The sequence below is a fragment of the Tessaracoccus luoxuelianae genome (assembly GCF_054483915.1).
Genome location: NZ_CM137013.1, coordinates 555,898 through 574,121, shown reverse-complemented (window position 1 = coordinate 574,121; position 18,224 = coordinate 555,898). Strand labels below are relative to the sequence as shown.

Here is an 18,224-nt window from a genome sequence, read left to right as displayed (position 1 = left end):
CATGTGGACGAGTCACGGGACGGTCGCCTCGGGGGTGCGCGGTTTCTGTTCCTCCAGGCGTGGTCTCGGGCCCCTCAGGGCGTCGGGAACCGTTCTGGAGGAACAGCAGCCGCGCGGGTGGGTAGAGCCCGGGCTGCCACGACCCGCGAACGACGCGGATGAGAGAGGTCTCACGCTGATCTTCTGGTCGCCCTCATGTTGCCGCTGTCGAATGGTTCCAACGACAACGACGAAGGAGCCCACCATGGCACTCTCAACCCTCACCTGGTTCGCCGCAGCAGCACTCGGCGTCACCGCCGTCGGAGGCGGCCTCTTCGCCTCAGCCGTCAACCAGCCCGAGAACGCCCGCCCCGCGACGACCATCTCGGCCCCCGCTTCGTCCGACGACGGCGACACGACCCCGATTCTGGTCCCGGCCGGCTCCGCGAGCCCCTCGGCCACCGCGGACAGCACCCCCAGCTCCTCCGCCGCTCCCTCGACCCGGTCCGCCGGTGACGATGACAGGGGCGGCGAGCGCGATCGGGATGATCGCGTCGAACTGGGCGACGACCGCGACTCCCGCTGGGACGACGACTCCGATGACGACGGCCGCGATGACTCGGACGACCGTTGGGATGATCGGGACGACGACGACTCGCACGACGGCTACGACGACTCCGACGGCCGTGACGACGATCACGACGATCGTGACGATGACGACGACTGGGATGACGATGACGACGACTGGGATGAGGACTCGGACGACGACGACGATGACGACGGTGACGACGACTGATCTCTCCCGAACCCGAACGCCCCGTCGCACTCCCCAGCGGCGGGGCGTTCCGCTTGTCAGGCCGCTGCACCGGCCGAGAGAGGCTTCGACGCAGCTGGCGCTTCGCGCCGGCTGGCTCACCCACCGGGAGGCCTGCGACCACGCCTCCGGAGAGCCACCGTGTAAGAGAGGCTTCGACGCGGTCGGCGGCGCTCCGCGCCCGACCGGCTCACCCACCGGGAGGCCGGTGACCGCGCCAGAAAGGCGGTGGGTGGTGGGGGCCGGGGCAGGTTGGGTGGGCGTTGATGACGGACGCGCAGCGCGAAGCGCCGCCGCCGGCATCATGGGCGGCCCGGCCCCCACCACACGCCGCCGAACCTGACCACAACACCCGAGACCGAGGCCGGCATCATGGGCGGCCCGGCCCCCACCACACGCCGCCGGACCCGACCACAACACCCAAGACCCACCCAATGGCGGGGGACGCCCACAGCTTGTGGGAACCTCACAATGTTTTCCCCGCGACATTGAGCCGCAACCCCTTCACTACCGCCAATCGGGGGCCAACCGTCGCGCCGACTCGCGCAGCCGCCCAAAGGGTGCGACATTGACACTCAGCCCCCCACGGGCTGCCGTCGACCCCTGAGGAGGCAAGGTGTTCCAACGCATCGCCATCGTCAACCGCGGAGAGGCCGCCATGCGGCTCATCCACGCTGTGCGGGACCTGAACGCTGAACATCCTGACCGCGACCCCATCGCGACGATCGCGCTGTACACGGACGCCGAGCGCTCCGCCATGTTCGCCCGCGAGGCCGACGAGGCCTACCCGCTGGGCCCGGCGTCGGAGCGCCCCTACCTCAACCACGACCTCCTCGCCCGCGTCCTCACCGACGCCAGGGCCGACGCCGTCTGGGTGGGCTGGGGCTTCGTCGCCGAGGACGCGTCCTTTGCGGACCTCGTCGAGAGCCTCGGCATCACCTTCATCGGCCCCTCCGGCGACGCCATGCGCAAGCTGGGCGACAAGATCGGCTCCAAGCTCATCGCCGAGGAGGTGGGCGTGCCGGTGGCGCCGTGGTCGCGCGGCGGCGTCGACACCCTCGACGACGCCCTCGCGTCCGCCGAGTCCATCGGCTACCCGCTGATGTTGAAGGCGACGGCGGGCGGCGGTGGCCGCGGCATCCGCAAGGTCACCACCCCCGAGGAGTTGACCGACGCCTATCAGCGCACCCGCGACGAGGCCCAGCGGGCGTTCGGCTCCGGCGTTGTGTTCCTCGAGTCGCTCGTCACGGGCGCCCGGCACGTCGAGGTGCAGGTGATCGCCGACGGCCAGGGCACCGCCTGGGCCATCGGCGTGCGCGACTGCACCATCCAGCGCCGCAACCAGAAGATCATCGAGGAGTCCGCCTCCCCCCTTCTGACCTCCGCGCAGACCGACGAGCTGAAGGCCGCCGCCGAACGGTTGGCGCTGGCCGTCGACTACCGCGGCGCGGGCACCGTGGAGTTCCTCTACCACCCGGGCGACAAGATGTTCGCGTTCCTGGAGGTCAACACCCGCCTTCAGGTGGAGCACCCGATCACCGAGGTGACCAATGAGTTCGACCTTGTCAAGGCGCAGATCCACGTCGCCGCCGGGGGCACCCTCACTGAGCGCCCCATCGAGTTCGGCCACGCCGTGGAGGCCCGCCTGAACGCCGAGGACCCCGACCGCGACTTCGCCCCCGCCCCCGGCCTGATCACCCGGCTGGACCTGCCGGCCGGTCCGGGCATCCGCGTCGACACCGGCGTGGCGGAGGGCGACTCGATCCCCGCGGACTTCGACTCGATGATCGCCAAGATCATCGCCTACGGCCGCACCCGCGACGAGGCGCTGGGCCGCCTGCGCCGCGCGATGGCGGAGACCACCGTCGTCATCGAGGGCGGCGCCACCAACAAGAGCTTCGTCCTCGAGCTGCTCCGCCAGCCCGAGGTGACCGGCCGCCAGCCGAAGCAGGCGGGCGCGCGCCGCGCCGCGGGGCCCCAGGACGCGGACATCCCGTGGGCCGACACCGGCTGGATCGACCGCACCCGCGCCGACGGCGGGTTGATCGCCGACGAGCACGCCGGCGTCGCGCTCGTGGTGGCGGCCATCGAGGCCTACGAGGAGACCACGGCCATCGAGACCGACCGGCTGCTCACCACCGCGCACGGCGGCCGGCCGCAGACCCAGCACAAGTCCGGCGCCGCCGTCGACCTGAAGCTGCGCGGGTCCGTGCACAGCGTCACCGCGTTCGCGATCGCCCCGGGGCGCTATCGGGTCGTCGTCGGAGGCCAGGCCACCGAGGCCGAGCTGCAGCGCTTGGACGACGTACACGGGCGGGTCACCGTCGGCGGCGACCGGCACCGGATCATCACCGCGACCCACGGGCCCATCCACCTCATCGAGGTCGACGGCGTGACCCACCGGGTGTCTCGGGATGAGGGCGGCGTGCTGCGCTCCCCCGCCCCGGCGCTCGTGGTGGCGACGCCGGTGAAGGTGGGCGACGAGGTGGAGGCCGGCGCCCCCGTCGTGGTCCTCGAATCCATGAAGATGGAGACCGCCGTCTACGCGCCCTTCGCCGCGCGCGTGAAGGAGATGCTGGTGACCACCGGCTCGCAGGTGGAGTCCATGGCTCCGCTGGTGCGCCTGGAGCCGCTCGGCAACGGCGCCGCCGCGGTGATCGTGGAGTCCGCGCCGATCGACATTCCTGTCTGCCCGCCCGCGGCGGATCCTTCCGTCCGCGCCGGCCGCCTGCTGGCGGATCTGTCGGCCATCCTCATGGGCTTCGACGTGGACCCCTCGGCCAAGACGCTTCCGCGCTACCTCGTGGCGCGCGAGGAGGCACGGTCCGCGGGCGTCGATGTGGTGGCCGCGGAGATCGAGCTGCTCACCCTGTTCGCCGATCTCGCCGAGCTCAGCCGCAACCGCCCCATGGGCGAGCAGGCCAACACCGAGCTGCGCGTCCACTCGGACCGCGAGCACCTGCACCGCTACCTGACCACCCTCGACGTGGAGCGCGCCGGGTTGCCCGGCCACTTCGTCGACCGCCTGGCGGCCGCGCTGCGGCACTACGGCGTGGACTCGCTGGACCGCGCGCCCGAGCTGGAGGCGGCCGTGTTCCGCATCTTCCTGGCGCAGAAGCGGGTGGCCGCAGACGTGCCGCTGGTGCTGGGCATCCTGGACCGCTGGATCGCCGAGCCGGCCCCTGACGCTGACCGTGCGGTGATCGCCCGGGCGCAGCTGGAGCGCCTGGTGCGCGCCACGCAGCTGCGGTTCCCCGCCGTCGGAGACCTCGCGCGTTCGGTCCGCTTCCGCTGGTTCGACCAGCCGCAGGTGGACGCCGAGCGGGCGGCCATCGTCGCCGGCGTGGGTGACGAGGTGGAGGCACTCGCCGCCACCCCTGACGCGCCCGACTACGACGAACGGATCGCCAGGCTGGCCGACATCCCGGAGTGGACGGCCAACTTCCTCGCGACGCGGTTGGGTCGCGGGGTGCCGGCGCACGAGCCGATGCTCGAGGTGCTGCTGCGGAAGTACTACACGGATTACGGGCTCTCGGACGTCTCCCGCGTCACGGTGGCCGACCGCTCCGTCGTGCTCGGCGATTACACCCTCAACGGGCGGCCGCGCCGCTTCGTGACGACGGTGGGCCTGGCCGACGAGCTCGCCGCGGGCGGGCCGCTGGAGTCGCTGATCGCCTCGCAGGTCGCGGAGCGGACGCCGGGCCATGACGCCGTGGTCGAGATGTATGTGCTGTGGCCGGAGCGCCCGGATGCCGAGGCTCTGGGCGCCGAACTGCTGGAGCGCCTGCGGTCCTGGGCCTGGGACCCGGCCGTGCAGAGGGTCGCGGTGGCGGTGTGTACCGCCGACGGCGCGGTGGAGTACCGCACGTTCCGGTTCACTGACGGTGAGCTCTACGAGGACGAGAAGATCCGTGGCCTGCCTCCGATGGTGGGGCGCCGCCTGGACCTGTGGCGGTTGCGCGACTTCGACACCACGCGCCTGCCCGCCCCCGACGACGTGCTGCTGTTCGAGTGCGTGGCGAAGTCCAACGCGGACGACCGCCGCCTCGTGGCGATGGCGCAGGTGCGGCAGCTGGCCGTGGTGCGCGACGCCGACGGCGGCCTGATCGGCCTGCCGCACGCCGAGCGCGCGGTCGCCAACTGCCTGGAGGCCATCCGTCGGACCCGTTCCGCCCGAGGCAAGGCCGGCTCGAAGCTGGACATGAACCACGTGTGGGTGCACGTCTGGCCGGAGATCGACCTGGACGTCTCAGACGTCGAGCCGCTGCAGGACCGGATCACCCCGCTGTCCGACGGCGCGGGCATCGAGGAGGTCCTCTGCCAGGGCCGCTTCGTCCGCGGCGACCGCCTCATCCCGCTGGCCGTCCGCTTCCACGCGCAGCCGGGCGCGGGCGTCACCACCACCGTGACCCCGCCGCCCACCGAGCCGCTCAAGCCGCTCGACGACTACACGGCCAAGGTGCTGCGCGCCCGCCGTCGCGGGCTGGTCTACCCGTACGAGCTGTCCGCGACCCTCGCCGGTCCCGGCGGCTCGCTGGTCGAGCTCGATCTCGACGGCGAGGGCCGCCTCGTGGAGGTGGACCGTGCCCCGGGCCGCAACAAGGCGGGCATCATCGTCGCTCGGGTCACCACCCCGACGGCGCTGCACCCGGAGGGCGTGACCAGGATCGTGCTGTCGGGCGATCCGACGAAGGGTCTGGGCGCCGTCTCGGAGCCGGAGTGCTCGCGGATCATGGCCGCGATCGACCTCGCCGAGGAGATGGGCGTGCCGGTGGAGTGGTTCACGCTCAGCTCCGGGGCCCGGATCTCGATGGAGTCGGGCACCGAGAACATGGACTGGGTGGCCGCCGCGTTGCGCCGGATCGTCGAGTTCACCCAAGGAGGCGGCGAGATCAACGTGGTCGTCGCGGGGATCAACGTGGGCGCCCAGCCGTACTGGAACGCCGAGGCGACCATGCTGATGCACACCAAGGGCATCCTCGTGATGACGCCTGATTCGGCCATGGTGCTGACGGGCAAGCAGTCGCTGGACTTCTCGGGCGGCGTGTCGGCGGAGGACAACTTCGGCATCGGCGGCTACGACCGCGTGATGGGCCCCAACGGCCAGGCGCAGTACTGGGCGAAGGATCTGGGTGCGGCCATGGGCATCCTGATGTCGCACTACGACCACACCTATTCGCCCGAGGGCGAGTCCGGCCCCCGCCGTGCGGTGACGGGCGATGCCGTGGATCGCGACGTCTCGGAGTACCCACACAACATCGGCACGGATTTCGCCACCGTCGGGCAGATCTTCTCGGCCACCCACAACCCGGACCGGAAGAAGCCGTTCGACATCCGCACCGTCATCGCGGCGGTCTGCGACCAGGACCACCCGCGCGTCGAGCGCTGGGCGGGCATGGCGGAGGCCGAGACGGCGGTGGTGATCGACGCGCGTGTTGGCGGGCACTCGGTATGCGTCGTCGGGATCGAGTCCAAGCCTGTGCCGCGCGCGGGGTTCCCCCCCACCGACGGCCCGGACACGTTCACCGGTGGCACGTTGTTCCCGCGGTCGTCGAAGAAGGTGGCTCGTGCCATCAGCTCGGCATCCGGCAACCGGCCGCTGGTGGTGCTGGCGAACCTGTCGGGCTTCGACGGCTCGCCGGAGTCGATGCGCAACCTGCAACTGGAGTACGGCGCGGAGATCGGGCGGGGCATCGTCAACTTCGACGGCCCCATCGTGTTCGTGGTCATCTCGCGCTACCACGGCGGCGCGTTCGTGGTGTTCTCCAAGCGGTTGAACGAGAACATGACGGTGCTGGCGCTCGAGGGGTCCTACGCCTCGGTGCTGGGTGGGGCGCCGGCGGCCGCGGTGGTGTTCGCCGGTGACGTGGCGAAGCGGACCGGTGCGGACTCGAGGGTCGCGGCGTTGGAGGCGAGCCTCCGGGACGCCTCCCCGGAGCAGCGGGCCGAGATCCAGGTGGAGCTCGCGGACGTGCGGGCGGCGGTGAGGGCGGAGAAGATCTCCGAGATCGCGGCCGAGTTCGACGGGGTGCATAACATTCACCGCGCCGTCGAGGTTGGCTCGGTGGACCGGGTGATCTCTCCGGCCGAGCTGCGTCCCTCGATCGTCCAGGTGATCGAGGCCCACCGCCGCTGACCCAGGGTTACGCTCTGTGGGTGACCGACGACGACCTCTGGGACCTCACCCGGACCAGACTGTTCTGGGCCGGGATCCTCGCCAACGGCGTGACCACCGAGGACGGGGCCGCGACAGTCGAGGCCGCCCTCCCCACCCGTCCGTCGTCCCATTCTGCCCTCCAACGCCTCCACCAGCTGGCCACGGATGAGCTGACGGGCATGTTGGCGCTGCTCTCCGACGACGAGCCGCGCTGGGCCGATGGCCACGGATCGACCGTCGGCGACGTTCGCCGCCTGCTCGACCGCTCCGCCGGCTAGGCGACCGCCCGGTCCTTCCCGTGCAGCCCGGGGCGCAGCAGGCGCATGCCGTTGACGATCACGATCAGCACGGATGCCTCGTGGACGAGCATCCCGATCGACATCGTCACCCCACCGAACAACACACCCGCCAGCAGCGTCCCCACCGTGAGGAGCGCGATGACGATGTTCTGGCGCATGACCCGCACGGTGCGCTTCGCCAGCCCGATGCCCTGCGGGATCCGGTCCAGCCGGCTGGTCATCAGGGCGATGTCGGCCGTCTCCACCGCGACTGCCGAGCCCGCGGCCCCCATCGCGATCCCGACGTCGGCCAGGGCGAGCGCGGGGGCGTCGTTGACTCCGTCCCCGACCATCGCGACCACGCGGCCCTCGGCCTGAAGGGCCCGGACCACGTCGAGCTTCTGCTCGGGGAGGAGCCCCGAGCGGGCGTCGGCGATCCCGACCGTTCCCGCGACCGCCGCCGCGACCCTCGCCTGGTCGCCGGTGAGCATGAGGACGCGCGTCACGCCCACCCGGTGCAGCGCCGCCACGAGCGCGGCCGCCTCGGGCCGCACGGCGTCGGCCACGCCGATGGCGCCCACCATGTCGCCGTCCACGGCCACCATGAGCGGGGTGTGGCCGGCATCGGCGAGGGTCGCGGCCGCCTGGGCCCCCCACGCGTCGCCCTGCGGTGCGACCAACGCCACCGTGCCCACAGCCACCTCACGCCCGCCGACCATCGCGACCACGCCGTGCCCGGGCACCGTGCGCACGCCGTCGGGGACGGCAGGCACGTCCAGACCGCGGGCCAGCGCCTCCTCGACGATGGGGAGGGCCAGCGGATGATCCGAGCCCGCCTCCGCGCGCGCGGCCCAGCCGAGCACCTCGTCGGCGGTCCAGTCCCCGCGGGTCACCACGTCGGTCAACGCGGGCCGGCCCACGGTGAGTGTGCCGGTCTTGTCCAGCGCGACGGTGTCGACGCGGGCGGCAGTCTCGAGGAATTCGCCGCCCTTGATGAGGATGCCGTCACGGGCAGCGCGGCCGATGCCCGCCACCAGCGCCACCGGCACGGAGATCACCAGGGCGCCGGGGCAGCCGATGACCAGGAGCGTGAGGGCGAGTTCGAGGTCGCGGGTGAGCAGCCCCACCACGACGGCCAGCACGATGATCCCCGGGGTGTACCAGCGGGAGAAGCGCTCCATGAACTGCTGGGTGCGGGCCTTGGCGTCCTGCGCCTCCTCCACCCGGTGGACGATGCGCGCGAGGGTGGTGTCGGCGCCGACACCCGTGGCATCGAGGGTGACGAATCCGTCCGCGACGATCGTGCCGGCGAACAGGGGGTCGCCCGCGGACTTCTCGGCGGGGATGGACTCGCCGGTGATCGCGGCCTCGTCGACGGCCGCCCGCCCATAGGTGACCACTCCGTCGACGGGGACCCGTCCGCCGTGCTTGACCACCACGGTTTCGCCGACCCCCACCTCAGCGGCCGGCACCTCCACCTGGGCACCGTCGCGGACGACGGTGGCGGTGTCGGGGGCCAGGGCCACCAGCTCGGCCAGTGCGGAGCGGGTCTTGGCCAGCGTCGCGTCCTCCAGCGCGTGTCCGACGGCGAAGAGGAACGTGACCGCGGCTGCCTCCCAGTAGTTGCCGATCGCGATGGCGCCCACGGCGGCGACGGCGACCAGCAGGTCGATCCCGATCACCCGTAGCCGAAGCGCCCGCACCGCGGACCAGGCCACCGGTGCGCCGGCCACGAGGGCGGCGGCCAGCATGAGCCAGCCGGCCGCCGGCCACGCGAGCGCGCCGGCCAGCCACGAGGACAGAATGAGGAACCCGGAGAGCGCCGGCACTCGCCAGCGATGGGACAGGAGCGTCATGGCGGGTCCTCAGAACGCGGACGGGCGGGCGGCGTAGCCGGCCTTGGCGACGGCGGCCACGAGGTCGTCGACGCTGGTGCGGCCGAGGTCGTGATCCACCTCGATGCGGGAGGAGGCGAAGTGGACCTTCGCCGTCGTCACACCGGGCAGCGCGCTCAGCGCCTTCTCGATCTTGGCCACGCAGGACGGGCAGCTGAAGCCTTCTGCGCGGAGGGTGGTGTGGGTGATGGTCGCGGTGGTCATGGTCTCCTCCTGGAAGTCGGTGCCGCTGGATGCGGCGTTGTCTCGACGCTACGGGGGTGCCGCCCACGCTTCCTTGACGTGGATCAAGCCGCGTCGAGGAAACGGCGCTGCATGCCTGCCTGCGCAGCGGGGAGGTCTCACCTGCTCCGGGAAGCAACGGACGCGCTCGAGCCGAGCCCCTCCGCGGTCATGCTTGCGGCTTGGCGATCGTGGGCACGCCGGCGAACACCTGATCACGCCCATCGCGGCAATTGAGTGCGTTCCACCGGTGTCCTCTAGGGAGTTACTGATCAATGCTGTCCTCGGCGAGGACGTGCCGGGCGGGATGAGATGGTGCCACTGCATCTGGTGCGTGTACTCGACGTCCATATCCAGATGCAGGGGGGTCAGATCGCCCGATCCGGTGCGCCGCAGCCAGGACATGATTGATCAGTGATTCCCTAGGGCAGAGGACTCACGCGTTGTCGGATCCGCTCAGGATCGTGTCGTAGTCTTGGCCGCCGTAGAAGACGCCGAGGATGGTGATCTCCTGGGTCTCGTCATCGACGTAGGTAGCGATCACCGCACGCTTCTTGTAACTGGAGGTGCGAAGCCCAGGACGGATGTCGTCCCGCATTGTTCCTCGGTGCGGGAACACCGCGAGGCCCTCGCAGTGGGCCACGATGGCATCCACGTAATCGGCAGCAACCATCGGCGATGCTGACGAAGCAAGGTACCGGTACAGCGCCTCGAGTTGATCTGCCGCCTCCTGCGCAAACCGAACCGTGTAGGTCACTGGCCGCGCAGGGACACGAGCCGCGCACGGACCTCGCCTGCAGACAGCGCACCATTCGGGTCTGCCAGCAGCCTGTCATAGGCTGGAGCAACCTGCTCCAGAAGCCAGGCGTCGACCGCCCGATCGCGTGCCGCCAGGGCCCGTAGGCCTTCGCGGATGACCTCGCTTTCGGAGGCGTACTCTCCTGAGACCACCTTGGCGCGGACCATGTCGGCCATCTCGTGGGGCAACGTCACACTCATCTGCTTCGTAGTTCTCATGTCGACCTCCCTCCATCCATCCAGGGTAGGACTGAATCCTACTCGGCGGAAGAGTCGTTCGGCATTGCCTGACAGACTGGGTGTTGGGGCAGGCTGGGGCCATGACTCAGCACGCTCAGACCCATCACGCCGGCGACACCTGCGTGGCGCTGGTCCCCGTCTTCCGCGGGCTGGATGCCGGCCAGCAGGAGGAGGTGGCAGGATTCGCGAGGCCCATCAGGGCCGCCGCCGGTGAGCAGCTGCTCGCGCCGACGGACCGGACCAGACGCCTCCTTGTCATCCACCGCGGAAGCGTCCGGGTGGCGCACCTGCTGGACACCGGCCACGAGCGCGTCGTGAGGGTGCTGGGTCCGGGCAGCGTGGTCGGCGAGGCGTCGTTCATCCTCGGCCGTCGCCCGGACAACTACGCCTACGCCGAGACCGACGTCGAGCTGTGCTCGTTCGACCACGCGGACCTGGCGCGCCTCGTCGCCCGCTACCCCGACATCGCCGTGCGGATGCTGCAGATGCAGGCCGAGCGGCTGGCCGCGGCCGAGCGGATGCTGGCCGCCTTCGGGGGGCGGGACGTGGGCGCGAGGGTCGCGGCGTACCTGCTGGACCTCCCGTCCCGCCGCGACCCCGAGGGAGCGGTCGTGGAGCTGCCCATGGCGAAGAAGGACGTGGCGAGCTACCTGGGCACCACCCCGGAAACGTTCAGCCGCCGGCTCCGCGACCTCGTCGACGACGGCGTGGTGGAGCTGGCGGGCCGCCGAGAGATCAGGATCCTCGACGCTGAGGCGCTCGAGCGCCGCGCCGATGCTACTGGGTGATGTCGTAGCGCAGGAGGCGCGCCTTGTCCGCCTTCCGCGTGGAGCCCTGCAGGGCCAGCAGCTCGGCGTAGATGCCGTCGGTGGTGGCCAACTCGGCGGGGGTGCCGATCTCGTCGATGCGACCGTCGCGCAGCGTCACGATCCTGTCCACCGTCGAGATGGTGGAGAGCCGGTGCGCGATGATCAGCGTGGTCCGGCCCTCCATCAGCTCCTCCAAGCCGGCCTGCACCGCGCGCTCGGACTTGGTGTCCAGGGAGCTGGTGGCCTCGTCGAGGATGAGAATGGGCGCGTCCTTGAGCAGGGCCCGCGCCACGGAGAGCCGCTGCTTCTGCCCGCCGGAGAGCTTGACGCCCCGCTCGCCGATCTCGGTGTCGAAGCCGTTGTGGAGGTGCGAGATGAAGGACAGCGCGTTGGCGCGCCTCGCCGCGACACTCAACTGCTCGTCGGTGACGCCGTCCTGCCCGTAGGCCATGTTCTCGCGGATGGTGCCGGAGAACAGGCTGGCGTCCTGGAACACCACGCCCACCTCGCGGCGGAGCGCCACCGTCGGCACGTCGTCGACGGACTGGCCGTGGACACGCAGCGCCCCGGAGGTCACCGGGTACAGCTTCATGATGAGGTTGACCAGCGTGGTCTTGCCCCCTCCGGACTCGCCCACGAACGCGATCCGCTCGCCGCGGTTCACCGTGAGGTCGATGTCTCTCAGGACCAGCCCGTCGGCGCCGTCACCGTCGCCGTAGCCGAAGTCCACGTGGTCGAACTCGATCACCGGATCGGACTCCACCCACTCCACCACGGCCGACGGCGCGGCCTCCAGCGCGTTGTTGGGCTCGTCGGTCTCGTCCATCACCTTGAAGTACTCGCGGCTTCCGGCGACGGCGCGCTGCGTCATGTCCACCCAGTAGCTCATGGAGGTGACGGGCATGCGCGCCATCGTGGTGAGCTGGATGAGGAGAACCATGGTGCCGACGGTGTACTGGCCGCTGGCCGTCTGGTAGAAGATGATGGCGTAGATCCCGAAGAACACCACGTCCAGCGCCCCCCGCCGCCAGAGGTCCATGGTGTGCCAGAACCGCGACTGCTGCCGCGACAATCCGATGGCGTCGCGGTAGTGGCCCTTGAACGACTCCAGCTCGCTCTTCTCGGTGACGAAGCTCTTCACCACCCGCATCTGCCCGATCACCTCGGAGAAGCGGCCGCCTGAGATGTCGTAGTGGTCGTTCTTCTGCTTCTCCCACACCTGCCACTTCTTCGACGTCCTGGCCGTCAGCCACACGAAGGTCGGGTAGATGAGGATGAGCAGGATCGTCAGCCACGGCGAGTAGAACGCCGTGATGACGAGCACCGCGAGCAGTGTCACCACGGTCGGGAAGAAGCCGTTGCTGAAGGTCTGGAGGAAGTCGGTGATCGACGTGATGGAGCGGTTGAGCCGGGAGATGATGGTGCCGGTCAGCTCGTTGTCGTAGTAGCGCTGCGGCAGGCGCAGCAGCTTCCGGTAGTAGTTGGCCGAGAGGATGGCGCGCAGCCTGACCGACATCAGGTCGCCGAAGTAGCCGGAGAGGTTGGTGATCGCCGAGTTGGCCAGCGCGATGACCAGCAGGATCACCGCCAGCCACATGAGGTCGGCGACGGTGCCCCCGCGGCCCTCCGCGATGTCGACCACCGTGTCGGTGGCCCGCGCGATGACGAACGGGGTCAACAGAGCCGTCGCGGACGTGGCGACGGCCCCGACGACGACGATGAGGTAGAGCGGCCACAGCTCTCTGGCTGTGGCCATGATCTTGGCGATGCTGCGCACGAGCGGTCACTCCTTCGACGTGGCACTCTACCCGTGTGGACCTGAGCGGCCGACGCCGCGGCCGTTCATCTCAGATGGTCGGGAGCCAGACGCGCATGGCACCCGAGGCGCGGTTGCCCCAGGTGAGGAAGGGGATGGCCCGCACTGTGACCGGCTGCCCCGTGGGGGCGGTGGCTGGCGCGCCGTACAGCGGGCCCACCCCCGGCCGTGGGGTGACCGCGATCTCGAGCCCGCCGTCGGACTCGATCGGCGCACTGGTGGCGTCGACGATCACATCGTCCAGGCGGATCCCCTCAGGGAGGTCCACCTGCTCGACGCAGTACACCTGGGGTCCGCGCTCGAGCGCGAGACAGCCGCGCACCGAGTCCACGCGATGGTTGGCCTGCGTCCAGCGGGGGGCCATCGGCAGGTCGAGGGCGAGCGGGGTGGCTGCGAGTTCGACGCGAGCGTAGCCGTCGGCGTCCGGCTGGACCGGCTGCCCGTCGATGGTGGGAGCATCGGCCCAGCTCGGGATCCGGAGAGCGACAGGAAGGCCGGCCGGGCCGGCGATCTCGACGCGGCCGTCGTCGGGGTAGCTGGTGCGCACGACAACGATTCCGCCGCCGAGGGCTTCGGGCACGTCGATCTCGCAGGCGGTGTAGAGGTGGAGCGCCAGGGCGTCGCCGTCGATGGAAGCCACGTAGCCGCTCAGCTGGGCGAAGACGCGGGCGATGTTGGGCGGGCAGCAGGCGCAGGCGTACCAGGGGGTGCGCTCACGGGGTGCGCTCTCTTCCGAGTAGCGGTCTGGGCGCAACTGGAGCGGGTTGGAGTAGAAGAATCGGGTACCGGACTCGTCGAGCGAGGCGGCCAGCGCGTTGTGCAGCTCGCGCTCGATGGTCTCGGCGTAGCGGGCGCCGCCCTCGGCCAAGTACATGCGCCAGTTCCAGTGCAGGTCCGCGATGGTGGCGCAGGTCTCGGCGTAGGCGCGGTCCGACGGCAGCTCGTAGTCGTCGCCGAACGCCTCGTCGCGGTGGCGCGAGCCGAATGCGCCGGTGATGTACATCTTGCGCTCGTGGGCGCTGTCCCACTGGGCGCGCATCGCAGCCAGCAGCGACTGGTCGCCCTCCTCGAGGACCAGGTCGGTCACCCCTGCGTTGAGGTAGAGCTGCCGGACGGCGTGGCCGACGGCGCTGGTGGATTCCCGAACCGTGGCGTGGTCCTGGAAGTAGCGGGCCCCGAGTGAGCCCACCTTGAGCAGGCCGGAGCCGCGGTGGTCCACCTGGTGGCGGGCCAGGTCCAGGAAGCGGCGCTCGCCGGTGTGCCTGTAGAGCTCCACTAGCGCGGTCTCCAATTCAGGGTGCCCGCAGTATCCCACCTTGTCAGCTCCTGGTCCGAAGGTGGCGTCCACGAGGTCGACGAAGCGGACGGCGATGTCCAGGAGGTCGGTGCGGCCGGCGCGGGCCAACGCGACGGCGGCCTGCACCATGTGGCCGAGCACGTACATCTCGTGGGTCCAGTCCAGCTCCGCGAACTTCTTCTCGGGGTGCACGCCCTGGATCCAGGTCATCACGTAGCCATCCGGCTCCTGGACGCGGGCCACGAGGCCGATCACGTCGTCGAGCCAGGCGTCGAACTCACGGGTGCCGGTGCGGGCGATCTCCCAGGCCACCGCCTCGATGGTCTTGTAGAGGTCTGAGTCGGCGAACCAGAACCCGCGCCATTCGGCGGTGGACTCGCCGATCAGACGGCGGAAGTTGTCCAGGTTGCCGGCCTCCTCGAGCTGGGCGATGCAGTGCGGGATGGTCGCGGCGGCGTTGCGCAGCTGCCAGGCGCCCAGCCGCGAGGCGGGGTCCAGGCGGACCCCGGTGATCGCGACGGGGTGACGCGGGCCTGCGGCCAGAGGGGAAGCGGGGGCGACGAGCGGGAGGGTGGCCACGGGACAGCCTTTCATCGTTGAAATACGTGTCCAATGGTGCCCCGTCGTGCGGGAGCGGTCAACCCCTCCCCGACCCTGCAGGTGAACGACGAAGGGCCCACTCCCGACGGGAGTGGGCCCTTGAAGTCGGACGTCAGCGCTCGGTGATCGGCACGTAGTCGCGCTTCTTCTCGCCGATGTAGATCTGGCGCGGACGCCCGATCTTGCGGTTGGGGTCCGCGTGCTGCTCGCGCCACTGCGCGATCCAGCCGGGGAGCCGGCCGAGGGCGAACAGGGCCGTGAAGTGCTGCGAGGGGAATCCCATCGCCTCGTAGATGAGGCCCGTGTAGAAGTCCACATTGGGGTACAGCTTGCGTTCGATGAAGTAGTCGTCGTTGAGCGCCGTCTCCTCCAACTCCAGCGCCATGTCGAGCAGCCGGTTGTTGCGGCCGGAGATGCGCAGCAGCGCGTCGGCGTGACCCTTGATGATCTTGGCGCGCGGGTCGTAGTTCTTGTAGACCCGGTGGCCGAAGCCCATCAGCTTCACGCCGGACTTCTTGTCCTTGACCTGGCTGACGAACTCCTTGATGTCCAGGCCCTCATCCTGGATACGCGAGAGCATCTCCAGCACGGCCTGGTTGGCGCCGCCGTGCAGAGGGCCGGACAGCGCGTTGACGCCGGAGCTGACCGAGGCGTAGATGTTGGCATCTGCCGAACCCACGAGCCGCACCGTCGAGGTGGAGGCGTTCTGCTCGTGGTCCGCGTGCAGGATGAACAGCGTCTCGAAGGCACGGACGATGTCCGGGTCGATGTGGTACTCCTCCTGCGGCGTGCCGAAGGACAGGCGCAGGTAGTTCTCGACGTAGCCGAGTCCGGTCTGCGGGTAGAGGAACGGCTCCCCGACGGAGCTCTTGTACGCGTAGGCGGCCAGGGTGGGCATCGAGCCCAGCAACCGGAGCGACGCCTCCTCGACCTGGTTGGTGTCGTGCACCGAGAGGGTGTCGCGGTGGAACGAGCCGAGCGCCATGATGCCGGCGGCGAGCACCTGCATGGGGTGGGCGCCGCGCGGGAAGCAGCGGAACAGCTCGCGCATGCGCTCGTCGAGCATCATGCGGCGCGAGATCTTGAGGCTGAACTCGTCGAGCTCATCCTGCGAGGGGAGGTGACCGTAGATGAGGAGGTAGGTGACCTCGATGAACGTGGCCTGCTCGGCGAGCTGCTCGATGGGGTAGCCGCGGTACTGCAGCACACCCTCGTCGCCGTCGATGAACGTGATCGACGACGTGCACGACGCGGTGTTCACGAAGCCGGGGTCCAGGGTGGTGGCGCCGGTCTGCGCCAGGACCTTGCCGATGTCGAATCCATCGTTGCCCTGCGTGGCCTCCACGATCGGCAGTTCAAGCTCGAGATCCCCGTACCTGAGGAATCCGCTGTCGGTCATGCGTTGCCTTTCTTTTGGGTCCCGGCGACCGTCGTGGGCGCCGTTGATGCCTACTCACTGGCCTGCACCCCCACCCTACAACGCTGGAGGGAACCTCCGGAAAGCGTCCAATCTTGTTGTAGAGACCACACAAAACAGCCCCCACCCGTCAGAGCGACGGGAGGGGGCTGCAGAGTCGGTGGGTCAGATGCCCTCGGAGGACTCCGAACGGCGAACGGTCTCGCCGGTGGCAGGGTCGCTGACCACGCGGGTCTCGGTGGTGCGGCTGCGGTTGGAGGCGAGCAGCGCCCAGATGAGGCCGACGACACCTGCCGCCATCAGGATGTAGCCCACGAGATCCAGGCTGATGTAGGGGACGTCAGCCTCCACTGCGAACGTGAGGATGGCGCCGAGCGCGATGAGGAAGACGGATGAACCGATACGCATGAGTGGCTCCTTGCTTGTTCAGATGTATCTCTCCCTCATACCCACTTCGGCGGATTTCAAACATCGCCCCCTCCCGGAGCAACCGACGTTTCCCGGGATGACGCTCACCGTTCACCCGTTCGGCATACATTGCTCGCGTGACGATCGAGCCGCCCCCCGCCGTCGACGCCGTGCCACAGGCCGGCGCGCTGTCCTCCACCAAGGCCCCGCGCAGGAAGGTGGTCGCCTGGGCATTCTGGGACTGGGGCACGCAGCCGTTCGCCACCGTGATCACCACGTTCGTGTTCTCGGTCTACCTCACCAGCTCCGCCTTCGGTGAGAAGGACCAGGTCACCATCCAGCTGGCCTGGGCGACGGGTACCGCGGGCCTGCTCATCGCCCTGCTGGCCCCGGTGCTCGGCCAGGGCGCGGACCGCACGGGAAAGCGGATGTTCCACCTGCGCTGGCAGACCTGGCTGCTCGCGGCGATCTGCGCGGCGATGTACTTCGTCGCGCCGGCGCCCGAGTACTTCCTGCTCGGCGCCGTGCTGCTGGGCGCAGGCAATGTGGTCTCGGAGATCGCCAACGTCAACTACTACTCGGCGCTGGACCAGGTCAGCACCCCGTCCGACGTGGGCCGGGTGAGCGGCCTGGGCTGGGGGCTCGGCTACCTCGGCGGCATCACCATCCTGCTCGTCATCATCGGGGTCCTCGGCTCGGACTTCACGCCCGACGACGTGCGCCTCTCGATGCTCATCTGCGGCGCCTGGACGCTGCTGTTCACCATCCCGATCTTCATCGCCCTCAAGGACCGCAAGCCGGACCACGTGCCGCCGTCGCTGGGCATCGTCGGCTCCTACCGCGAGCTGTTCCGCTCCATCGCGCGCGTCGGGAGGGACAACCCCAACACCCTGTTCTTCCTCGCCGCCTCCGCGCTGTTCCGCGACGGCCTGGCCGGGGTGTTCACCTTCGGCGGCGTGCTGGCCGCCGGCACATTCGGCTTCACGTTCGGCGAGGTGGTGATCTTCGGCGTCGTGGCCAACGTCGTCGCGGGCCTGGCGACGATGCTGTTCGGCCTCCTCGACGACCGACTCGGCCCGAAGCGGGTCATCCTGTTCTCCCTCGGGATGCTGGTGGCGTTGGGGCTCGGCATCTTCTACTTCCACGACGGCGGGAAGACTATCTTCTGGATCTTCGGCCTGGGCATGACCCTGTTCGTCGGCCCGGCGCAGTCGGCGAGTCGATCCTTCCTGGCGCGCCTGATCCCCGAGGGCATGAGCGGCGAGATGTTCGGGCTGTACGCGACGACGGGGCGCGCGGTCAGCTTCTTGGCGCCGCTGATGTTCGGGTTGATGATCGCGGTGGGTGTCGCGGTGACGGGCGACGCGCAGGAGTCCAGCCAGCACTGGGGCATCCTCGGAGTCGTGCTGGTGCTGCTGGCCGGCTTCATCGTCGCGCTGTTCGTCAAGCAGCCGCAGCGCTCGGAGGCTGCTCAGGCCTGAGGCCGGGTGCTTG

The 18,224-nt window shown here is 69.8% G+C and carries 13 protein-coding genes; 5 read left to right on the top strand and 8 right to left on the bottom strand.

Translation table 11 applies throughout. The features are described from left to right. Positions 1 to 244: 244 nt before the first annotated feature. From ACX1D1_RS02335 to ACX1D1_RS02325, 3 genes are all read left to right on the top strand, one after another. A complete protein-coding gene (locus tag ACX1D1_RS02335) occupies positions 245 to 775 on the top strand; it encodes a hypothetical protein (RefSeq protein ID WP_459055759.1) in 531 nt (176 codons plus the stop codon). Positions 776 to 1,409: 634 nt separating this feature from the next. Then, positions 1,410 to 6,929, top strand: coding sequence for an ATP-binding protein (locus ACX1D1_RS02330; protein ID WP_459055758.1), 5,520 nt, complete (start codon positions 1,410 to 1,412; stop codon positions 6,927 to 6,929). Between the two features lie 20 nt (positions 6,930 to 6,949). Then, a complete protein-coding gene (locus tag ACX1D1_RS02325) occupies positions 6,950 to 7,228 on the top strand; it encodes a hypothetical protein (protein WP_459055757.1) in 279 nt (92 codons plus the stop codon). Here the strand turns inward: ACX1D1_RS02325 and ACX1D1_RS02320 are convergent. From ACX1D1_RS02320 to ACX1D1_RS02305, 4 genes are all read right to left on the bottom strand, one after another. Then, the gene (locus ACX1D1_RS02320; RefSeq protein ID WP_459055756.1) at positions 7,225 to 9,084 is read right to left on the bottom strand and encodes a heavy metal translocating P-type ATPase; all 1,860 of its coding nucleotides are present in this window, start codon (positions 9,082 to 9,084) and stop codon (positions 7,225 to 7,227) included. The genes ACX1D1_RS02325 and ACX1D1_RS02320 overlap by 4 nt on opposite strands. A 9-nt stretch (positions 9,085 to 9,093) precedes the next feature. Next, a complete protein-coding gene (locus ACX1D1_RS02315) occupies positions 9,094 to 9,327 on the bottom strand; it encodes a heavy-metal-associated domain-containing protein (protein ID WP_459055755.1) in 234 nt (77 codons plus the stop codon). A 454-nt stretch (positions 9,328 to 9,781) separates the two neighbouring features. Then, positions 9,782 to 10,102 (bottom strand): type II toxin-antitoxin system RelE/ParE family toxin, encoded by a 321-nt coding sequence (locus tag ACX1D1_RS02310; RefSeq protein WP_182800563.1) that lies wholly within the window; start codon positions 10,100 to 10,102, stop codon positions 9,782 to 9,784. Then, positions 10,099 to 10,362: a type II toxin-antitoxin system ParD family antitoxin gene (locus ACX1D1_RS02305; RefSeq protein ID WP_182800564.1), complete on the bottom strand. Its 264-nt coding sequence runs from the start codon at positions 10,360 to 10,362 to the stop codon at positions 10,099 to 10,101. Before ACX1D1_RS02305 ends, ACX1D1_RS02310 begins: the two co-directional genes overlap by 4 nt. Positions 10,363 to 10,463: 101 nt before the next feature. Here ACX1D1_RS02305 and ACX1D1_RS02300 point away from each other — a divergent pair, with 101 nt between their 5' ends. Continuing rightward, on the top strand, positions 10,464 to 11,171 hold the full coding sequence (locus tag ACX1D1_RS02300; protein ID WP_459055754.1) for a Crp/Fnr family transcriptional regulator: 708 nt from the start codon (positions 10,464 to 10,466) through the stop codon (positions 11,169 to 11,171). Here ACX1D1_RS02300 and ACX1D1_RS02295 read toward each other — a convergent pair. From ACX1D1_RS02295 to ACX1D1_RS02280, 4 genes are all read right to left on the bottom strand, one after another. Continuing rightward, on the bottom strand, positions 11,161 to 12,969 hold the full coding sequence (locus ACX1D1_RS02295) for an ABC transporter ATP-binding protein (RefSeq protein ID WP_459055753.1): 1,809 nt from the start codon (positions 12,967 to 12,969) through the stop codon (positions 11,161 to 11,163). The genes ACX1D1_RS02300 and ACX1D1_RS02295 overlap by 11 nt on opposite strands. A 70-nt stretch (positions 12,970 to 13,039) precedes the next feature. Beyond that, the gene (locus ACX1D1_RS02290) at positions 13,040 to 14,884 is read right to left on the bottom strand and encodes a glycoside hydrolase family 127 protein (protein ID WP_459055752.1); all 1,845 of its coding nucleotides are present in this window, start codon (positions 14,882 to 14,884) and stop codon (positions 13,040 to 13,042) included. A 133-nt stretch (positions 14,885 to 15,017) separates the two neighbouring features. Further along, positions 15,018 to 16,304 (bottom strand): citrate synthase, encoded by a 1,287-nt coding sequence (locus ACX1D1_RS02285; protein ID WP_182783527.1) that lies wholly within the window; start codon positions 16,302 to 16,304, stop codon positions 15,018 to 15,020. A gap of 183 nt (positions 16,305 to 16,487) precedes the next feature. Next, positions 16,488 to 16,730: a DUF6458 family protein gene (locus ACX1D1_RS02280; protein ID WP_182783529.1), complete on the bottom strand. Its 243-nt coding sequence runs from the start codon at positions 16,728 to 16,730 to the stop codon at positions 16,488 to 16,490. A gap of 137 nt (positions 16,731 to 16,867) precedes the next feature. Between ACX1D1_RS02280 and ACX1D1_RS02275 the strand changes: the two genes are divergently transcribed. Further along, positions 16,868 to 18,211 (top strand): MFS transporter, encoded by a 1,344-nt coding sequence (locus ACX1D1_RS02275; protein ID WP_459055751.1) that lies wholly within the window; start codon positions 16,868 to 16,870, stop codon positions 18,209 to 18,211. The last annotated feature ends 13 nt before the right edge of the window (positions 18,212 to 18,224 follow it).